The organism is Ruegeria sp. CG11, assembly GCF_056537245.1.
This window is the reverse complement of record NZ_JBQFRE010000042.1, coordinates 1-8,029: the sequence shown is the minus strand read 5'-3', so window position 1 is coordinate 8,029 and position 8,029 is coordinate 1. Positions and strand designations below refer to the sequence as shown.

The following is an 8,029-nucleotide window of genomic DNA, read 5'->3' as shown; positions in this document are numbered from 1 at the left end:
CGCAACACGATACGACCGATGTCCAAAGGTCTGCCTCTCAGCAATCGCTCTCGCAGCTCTCGTCATCTATTGGCTATGAGGCCTGAGCCTAATCCCGTATTTCTGGCACAACTCCAGCGCTTTAACCCCAGCCTCGTGTTTTTTGAGCATTCCAATGACCTGGTAATCTAAAACGTGCGTTCCATAGCCCATTCTTTGCTGTGCTCTGAAATCTGATTTCCCGGCCATTTATAGTTAGCTTTTTTGTTAATATTTTCCTATGGTTGAGGAGGAGCGAAAGCTATAAAAACATCCAAGTTTACAGGCGTGTAGCAGGTGTTCATCATCAATTATGGCGAGGATTGCACAACGTTTGTCAGAAGTTCCCGCCTTGCTCCAGAAGCCAACTTTCAAGTGGGCTAATAGGTTCCCATACATTAAGCTAAAAGTCGACCGCGTGGACGAGTAGATGAAATTTATATGATCAAATCAGACAATGCCCCCATATTTTTTGTCGGACCCCGAAAGACCGGAACGACTTCCTTCTATGCAGCGATGGACGGGAGTGGCGTCCAGATATCGAAAGTAGTCAAGGAAAGCTTCTTTTTTGAACGCAATGAGATTGATTTAGATTCCTATGAAAGGGAGTTCAGGATCGACCTTTCTCGCAGGTTTGCCGAGATATCCCCATCCTACTTTGGTTCGGACGTTGCGCGCGAGAATATCAAGCAACGGTTTCCAGATGCTCAGATCGTTGTGACTCTCCGTGACCCTGTAAAACGGGCAATATCAGCGGTTTTACACTCTCAGCGAATTGGGTTCCTGGACAGCAGCGCGACGGTCGACTCGAAGCACGTACAAAACGCTATTCGTAACAGCTGCTATGGTCCCAAAATCGATGCTTGGGCAGCAGCATTTCCAAAGAAAACAGCCATAATCAGACAAGACGAAAAAGGTCAGTACGCGGATAACACCTTAGAGCAACTGGAAAAATTCCTGAACTTGCCAAAGCGCTGTTTGCGCATGGACAATATCAAAAAAAACAAGGCTGCGCGCGCGCGGTCTCCGATGCTCTCGAAGATCGTGCACAAATCAAAGGCTTTTCTCCACAGGAAAAATGGGCGTTGGCTAATTAATACTCTGCGCCCGCTTGCTCCGCTATTGTATGATTATTCCAATCCATTGCAACTTGATGACAAGTTACGAGAAGCTGTAGCGCGCGAATTGCAACATGAGATGATGCTCTACGAGGCAAGGGATGCGATGATGGTTCTTTAGTCGGTGCACACTTCGCTAGGGCCTACGCTAGCAGGTAGGGTCTCGTCACATAGCTGATCATTGCAGTTTCCAGCAAGTCTTCTAGACATGGACTTAACGAACTATGTACGGGCCTAAGCCTCTGCGCGACCGCTCTCATAGAAACAGCTAGAACCCCAAATAACGAAACTTAGAGAACAGCCTAAAGCTACCGGTCTTTAACCTGAGACATATCCGGCAGATTTAAAGTAGTTCCAACACTCCTGTGGTGAGAAGAGATTTCAGATTTCTGCGAGGGCATCGAGCATGTCGGTGAATGTCCTTGCTCCAATTCGGCGCAGGTGAGCCTTGAGCTTTGAAAATGCCATTTCGATGGGGTTCAGATCAGGGCTGTAGGGCGGCAGGAACAAGAACCAACAGCCCGCATCGTGCATGGCTTTTGCCACCTGGGAGTTTTTGTGCGTAGCGAGATTGTTCGGAATGACCACTGTTCCAGGTGCCAGTTCGGGGACCAGCACATTCTCGACATATGCCGCGAAGGCTGGGCCATCCATCGCGCCTCTGGTGGCCCATGGTGCGATCAAGGCATCCGCACTCAGGGCTGCGATGAAGGTCTGTGTCCCCCATGATCCGAAAGGGGCATCCATAACCAACCGCTCCCCGCGTCGCGCCCAACCGCGCTGGCGGGTCAGGTTGGTTTTGACAGAGGTTTCGTTAATGAAGACGACGCGTTCCGGCTAGGCCGATACCGCTGGCAGGCGGTGGGTGAACCAGTCATCGCGCTGTTTCCTCACCCGTGCGCGGCGTCGCTCGGTGGCGACCAGCGTCTTTTTTATACGTGAGCCCGAGCTTGCGGAGAAATTGGCCAATCGCATCAGGATGCGCCTGAACGCCGGTCGCGTCAGCCAGCGCGGAAGCCAGTTCAGGCATGGTAATGTCGCCGCCCTGCTTAATAATTTCGACAAGAAAAGACCGATGGGGATCAATCTTGCCCTTGCCGCGCGGCTATTGCCTGTCCCGTTTGCCGGATCGCAAGGCTCCAACGCGCCCCGGTGGCAGGCGAAAGCTTCAGGCGCTGCGCCGCCGCACGCCCACTTAGACCTTCTTCAATCAACTTCTGAAACCGCGCTCGAAGCGCATCCGGCAAAGGTGCTGACATGATCCATCCTCCCGAACAGGGTGAATCACCGATCAGGTCTCAAGGGAATCCCAGCGTTTCAGGTTTTCAGTCGGGCGCTTTAAAGTAGAACTTTCCCGGGTGAGTTTGGTGCATGGCGTTGAATATTTCGAGCGGCAGGACGCGCTAAATGTCTACGGCTTTTGGTCGAACCTCAGATGGCACTGAACCACCCTACAACATACGTCGATTCAAACTCTCAATTTTAAAGGAAAGGCGTTGCTGCATTTTGGGGCATTTGCGAGCGTACCTTCTGAGCTGCAGTAAGTGCTTTAATGCCCGACATGTCGATCTTTGACACCTCAGTACCCCGGTTCGATCGCCTTCCAACTCAGTCAAGAGTTTGCCAGGTGAAAGGTGTAGATGCTCCACGGGAATTGCAAATCCAACGCCGCGAGCGCAGCTTGAACATGCGCCATCAAGTCATTGCGGGCAAGCCCTTACAATATTGGCCTTTCATGTTTGGATGGCCAGTTTACCCTTGATGTTTTGGATCATGGAGGCAATGCGTCAAAGCGTGATTCAGTTTCTTCTCTGAAAGCATGCGCCCGATTTACTAGAAAGCTGACAAAAGCTTTGGTGTTGCCGGAACAGGTATGGCATGGTTCCGGAAGGCGGCAACACCGCATTGTGAAACGAGATTTTGTAACTATGGAATTGGTACCTCTTGCAATCCCGGAGGTGATTCTGATCACGCCCAGACGGTTTGGTGATCATCGCGGGTTCTTCGAAGAAACCTACAACGTGAACAGTTTTACCGATGCGGGCATCGGAGCGGTCTTCGTGCAGGACAATCACTCGCTTTCCAGTGCTGTCGGCACGGTGCGGGGACTGCATTTCCAGTCCCCTCCAAAGGCGCAGGCCAAACTGGTGCGCTGCGGGCGGGGGCGGCTTTTTGACGTTGCAGTGGACATCCGGAAGGGGTCGCCCACATTTGGTCGGTGGGTTGGTGAGGAGCTCAGCTTTGAGAATGGCCGGATGTTGCTGGTGCCGGCCGGTTTTGCCCATGGCTTCATGACATTGGAGCCGGATACCGAGATCATCTACAAATGCTCTGACACTTATGCGCCGGAAACAGAAGGCGCCATTCGGTGGGATGATCCCGATATTGGAATTAATTGGCCCCTGGACATGGCCGAGCTGTTATTGTCAGAGAAAGACAAAACTGCTCCATGTTTGCGGGATATTGAAACTCCGTTTGTTGTTGAGGGCGTACAATGAAAATTCTGGTGACCGGTGGCGCGGGCTTCATTGGCTCTGCCGTGATCCGACGTGCCGTTGCCGAAGGCCATACGGTCGTCAATGTCGACGCCCTGACCTATGCCGCCTGCCTGGACAATGTTGCCTCGGTAGCGGATGCGCCGGGCTATGCCTTTGAACATGCCGATATCCGCGACGCGAGCGCGATGGGCGCGATCCTGAACAAGCACCAGCCTGATGCGATCATGCATCTGGCGGCCGAAAGCCATGTTGACCGCTCGATCGATGGTCCTGCGGCCTTTATCGACACCAATGTGACCGGCACATATGTTCTGCTGGAGGCCGCGCGGGCCTATTGGGAAAAAGCCGGTCGGCCGGACAGCTTCCGCTTTCACCATATTTCCACGGACGAAGTCTTCGGCTCTCTGGGCGAGACCGGGTTTTTCACCGAAGACAGCCCTTATCACCCCAATTCGCCCTATTCAGCCTCGAAGGCGGGATCGGATCACCTTGTTCGGGCGTGGCGTGAAACCTATGGCCTGCCTGTGGTGCTGACCAATTGCTCAAACAATTACGGCCCCTATCAGTTTCCGGAAAAGCTGATCCCGGTGGTGATCCTCAACGCACTGTCGGGCAAACCTATTCCGATCTATGGAGCAGGGGACAACATACGCGACTGGCTGCATGTCGAAGACCATGCCGAGGCGTTGCTGCTGGTGTTGGAAAAAGGCGAGTTGAACCGCAGTTATAATATCGGCGGCGAGAATGAGATGACCAACCTTGATCTGGTCAGAATGCTCTGTGCGATCCTGGACCGGTTGCGGCCCTGCAAAACGCCCTATGCCGATCTGATCACTTTTGTCACCGACCGCCCCGGACATGACCGACGCTATGCCATCGACCCGACCCGTATCCGCGAAGAGCTGAACTGGCGCCCCTCTTACACGCCTGAAACCGGGCTGGAACAGACCGTTCAATGGTATCTGGACAATGGTGCGTGGCTGACCGCCCTGCAGGTGCGCAGCGGCGTGGGTGAACGTCTTGGGGTTGCCGGATGAAGGCGCTGGTCTTCGGTCATAGCGGTCAGGTGGCCACGGAACTGCGCAGGCGAGCGCAGACATATGACATCACGGTTGAGGCGCTGGACAGGTCTCGGGCGGATCTGTCCGATCCGCGGGGTTGTGCCGCGATCGTCCGGCAGACGGATGCTGCGGTAGTGATCAATGCCGCCGCCTATACGGCGGTCGACAAGGCCGAGGATGAGACAGACCTGGCCCGAACGATCAATGCGGATGCCCCGGGTGCAATGGCGCGCGCCGCGGCAGAGCGTAACCTGCCCTTCCTGCATATCTCGACCGATTATGTGTTCGACGGGTCAGGAGACGCACCTCGGACCACGCAAGATCCGACCGGTCCGCTGGGCATGTATGGTCAAACCAAGCTGGAAGGAGAGCGCCAGATCGCCCGGGCCGGCGGGAGGCATGCGATCCTGCGAACAAGCTGGGTGTTTTCGGCCTATGGAACCAACTTCGTCAAAACTATTCTGAGGTTGGCAGAAACCCGTGACAGGCTGGCCATCGTGGCGGATCAGATCGGCGGGCCGACACCCGCCGCGGATATTGCCGATACGTTGCTGACCATTGCCAAGGCCGGCCAGCGCGCCGACGGCGGGCTGTTTCATTATTCCGGCGCGCCAAATGTCAGCTGGGCAGATTTCGCTCGCGAAATCGTATCGCAGGCCGGTCTGACTGTTCAGATTGCCGATATTCCCACAACGGATTACCCGACCCCGGCACCCAGACCCCTGAATTCGCGCCTCGAGTGTTCGCGACTCAATGACATATATGGGCTTGGGCGGCCAGATTGGAGAGTTGGTCTGAAGCGCGTTCTGGCCGAGCTGAAGGCCGCAGATAGGCCTGCTGTGAAAGAAGGATAGAGTATGCAACGTAAAGGCATCATTCTGGCTGGCGGATCCGGCACACGTCTATACCCGATCACCATGGCGATCTCGAAGCAACTGCTACCGATCTATGACAAGCCGATGATCTTCTATCCACTCAGTGTTCTCATGCTCTCAAACATCCGCGAGATCGCTATCATTACGACGCCGCAGGATCAGGAGCAGTTTCAACGCCTACTGGGCGATGGCAGCCAATATGGTTTGTCGCTCACTTGGATCACGCAGCCTTCGCCTGACGGTTTGGCTCAGGCCTATACACTAGCCGAAGATTTCCTGGCGGGCGCGCCATCTGCAATGATCCTTGGCGACAATATTTTCTTTGGTCACGGTCTTCCGGATTTGCTGCGCGAGGCTGACGCACAGGAGAGTGGCGGGACAGTATTTGCCTATCGGGTTGCGGATCCAGAACGTTATGGCGTGGTCGATTTCGAAGGCATGAAAGCCCGCGGCATCATCGAAAAACCCAAGGTTCCGCCGTCAAACTACGCGGTGACCGGATTGTACTTCCTCGACGGCGACGCGCCAGCTCGCGCGCGTCAAGTTCAGCCGTCCGAGCGAGGTGAACTGGAAATCACCACATTGCTTGAGATGTATCTTAAGGAAGGGCGGCTGAATGTTCAGACCATGGGGCGCGGCTTTGCCTGGCTGGATACCGGCACTCATGGTTCCCTGCTTGATGCTGGGAACTTTGTCCGCACCCTGACGGATCGGCAGGGCATGCAGACCGGGAGTCTCGACGAGATTGCATGGCAAAACGGCTGGATTGACAATGCCGCGCTTGCCGAACGTGCGCAGCTGTTTGCCAAGTCCACATATGGCGCGTATCTGAAACAGCTTCTGAGGTGATTTCTGGAGCGGGCCGGTGAATTGATCGCTGATCCGAAGGCCACACTCGGCGCGGAAACCTGACACCGAGCAGACCTGCAGAGAAAGCGATGACGAACAAACTGGCCGCTAAGGTCAACAAACCCAGTACCTCTACGCGAGCTGGAGGAAGCTTGGTACTCAGATCACAGGTGAGGATCATACCCGCACTATAGGGGCGAATATTTGAATGGTATTCAGGTGCCATCACGCCGACCGGGGCATCGGCCTGGATTTAGTCACGTGATCCATCATACTTGCGCTTGTCGTTCTGGTGGATACTAAGCGACCCGTCAGCTTGAGTATTGGCAGCAAGGACTTTCTGGACGTCAGGCTTTCACGGCAGTAACGTTGCAAAAGGCATACAGTTTCAATAATTCAAAGCGACAGATTTAGCGGATGGCGAAAAAAACTGAGCTCGACAGACCAATTTTCATAACTGGTGTGCAGCGGTCAGGAACAACACTGCTCCGCACCGTAATTTGCGCTCACCCGGAAATCTGGATCAGCTATGAGTGCGCCTTTTACCGGCTTCTTGGAGAGAAATACTGGGACGGCATCCCAGAGGACAGGCTGGACGAATTCGTGTCCGATATTTTCGCAGTTAAGCGATTTGATTACTGGCGTATTCCTCGTGAGAGCGTGCGGAAAATCTTGGCTGACTGCAAGGAGGACCCAATCCCGTTCTTGTGGGCCATTGTTCGTCTCGCACAAGAGAACTTAGCGCTGCACAAGCCGCAGGCGCGGCGCTTCGGATTCAAGAACCCGCATGGAATATACCATCTCGACTACATCTGGAGGCTCTTCCCTGAGGCCCGCGTGATCAATATTATTCGCGACCCAAGAGGCATTCTCTCATCGGAAAAAACTCGCCAGACCGAACCAGGAGAGGAAATGTTAGCCTCCGCAATCTGGACTGTACGGACCCGCTTCAAGCGAATGCACGAGGCGCACTCCGCGCACGTTGGCGACCCACGTTATCTGGCACTTAACTACAGCGAACTGGTCCAAAATTTTGAGGACACGGTACGAAAAACCCTCGATTTCCTCGAAGTGCCCTTCGACGCGGAAATCTTTGACTATGACACCAATGCCCGCGAGACAAATCTTGTACCTGATGGGGACATGCATCTTCATGCCCTGACTTTGCGAAAGCCCGATCCAAGCCGACTTCACGCCTACCGTGAGACACTGGCTCCTCGTGAACAGGCGGCTCTTGAAGCACTTCTTGTGAAACGCATGGATCATCTCCTGGGTGCCAGGCCGGAGTACTCCTCGCTTCAGCGTGCGGTAGCGGTTTCCGGATTTACACAAAGGTTGCTGCTCGAAAAGGCTTGGCCTATCTGGAACCGGTACAAGCGACGGATGTCGGCATCGCGCACCTGATTGTGAAGAATGAGCGGGTACAATTTTATCGTATGTGTGGAATACGGGTTTGCCATCACAGCAAACAACCTCTCTTTTTGACAGAAGGCCCCAGGGCACCATGTTTCGATGGTAGCTAGGCTCAGGCCTCATAGCCAATAGATGACGAGAGCTGCGAGAGCGATTGCTGAGAGGCAGACCTTTGGACATCGGTCGTATCGTGTTGC

General features: G+C 54.4%; 6 protein-coding genes and 1 pseudogene. 6 read left to right on the top strand and 1 reads right to left on the bottom strand.

Translation table 11 applies throughout. From position 1 onward, the window contains the following. Nucleotides 1-459: 459 nt before the first annotated feature. Nucleotides 460-1,257: a hypothetical protein gene (locus tag ACR0KW_RS23940; RefSeq protein WP_480807267.1), complete on the top strand. Its 798-nt coding sequence runs from the start codon at nucleotides 460-462 to the stop codon at nucleotides 1,255-1,257. A 197-nt stretch (nucleotides 1,258-1,454) separates the two neighbouring features. Here ACR0KW_RS23940 and ACR0KW_RS23935 read toward each other — a convergent pair. Beyond that, nucleotides 1,455-2,395 (bottom strand): annotated as a pseudogene (locus ACR0KW_RS23935) (IS630 family transposase). Between the two features lie 669 nt (nucleotides 2,396-3,064). Here ACR0KW_RS23935 and rfbC point away from each other — a divergent pair. The 5 genes from rfbC to ACR0KW_RS23910 all read left to right on the top strand — a co-directional run bounded on the left by rfbC (nucleotide 3,065) and on the right by ACR0KW_RS23910 (nucleotide 7,823). Continuing rightward, nucleotides 3,065-3,634 carry a dTDP-4-dehydrorhamnose 3,5-epimerase gene (gene rfbC, locus ACR0KW_RS23930; RefSeq protein ID WP_480807268.1) on the top strand — a complete coding sequence of 190 codons (570 nt, stop codon included), beginning with the start codon at nucleotides 3,065-3,067 and terminating at the stop codon, nucleotides 3,632-3,634. After that, a complete protein-coding gene (gene rfbB / locus ACR0KW_RS23925) occupies nucleotides 3,631-4,671 on the top strand; it encodes a dTDP-glucose 4,6-dehydratase (protein ID WP_480807266.1) in 1,041 nt (346 codons plus the stop codon). The genes rfbC and rfbB overlap by 4 nt, the downstream gene beginning before the upstream one ends. Beyond that, complete coding sequence (gene rfbD, locus ACR0KW_RS23920) at nucleotides 4,668-5,549, top strand: dTDP-4-dehydrorhamnose reductase (RefSeq protein ID WP_480807265.1); 882 nt, start codon at nucleotides 4,668-4,670, stop codon at nucleotides 5,547-5,549. Before rfbB ends, rfbD begins: the two co-directional genes overlap by 4 nt. 3 nt (nucleotides 5,550-5,552) lie before the next feature. Beyond that, nucleotides 5,553-6,419 (top strand): glucose-1-phosphate thymidylyltransferase RfbA, encoded by an 867-nt coding sequence (gene rfbA, locus ACR0KW_RS23915; protein ID WP_480807264.1) that lies wholly within the window; start codon nucleotides 5,553-5,555, stop codon nucleotides 6,417-6,419. A gap of 417 nt (nucleotides 6,420-6,836) precedes the next feature. Continuing rightward, on the top strand, nucleotides 6,837-7,823 hold the full coding sequence (locus ACR0KW_RS23910) for a sulfotransferase family protein (RefSeq protein ID WP_480807263.1): 987 nt from the start codon (nucleotides 6,837-6,839) through the stop codon (nucleotides 7,821-7,823). The last annotated feature ends 206 nt before the right edge of the window (nucleotides 7,824-8,029 follow it).

What these genes read in the sequence shown, in the direction of transcription:
- ACR0KW_RS23940 (WP_480807267.1), top strand. Translation starts at nt 460, where the DNA reads ATGATCAAATCAGACAATGCCCCCATATTTTTTGTCGGACCCCGAAAG.
- rfbC (WP_480807268.1), top strand. Translation starts at nt 3,065, where the DNA reads ATGGAATTGGTACCTCTTGCAATCCCGGAGGTGATTCTGATCACGCCC.
- rfbB (WP_480807266.1), top strand. Translation starts at nt 3,631, where the DNA reads ATGAAAATTCTGGTGACCGGTGGCGCGGGCTTCATTGGCTCTGCCGTG.
- rfbD (WP_480807265.1), top strand. Translation starts at nt 4,668, where the DNA reads ATGAAGGCGCTGGTCTTCGGTCATAGCGGTCAGGTGGCCACGGAACTG.
- rfbA (WP_480807264.1), top strand. Translation starts at nt 5,553, where the DNA reads ATGCAACGTAAAGGCATCATTCTGGCTGGCGGATCCGGCACACGTCTA.
- ACR0KW_RS23910 (WP_480807263.1), top strand. Translation starts at nt 6,837, where the DNA reads ATGGCGAAAAAAACTGAGCTCGACAGACCAATTTTCATAACTGGTGTG.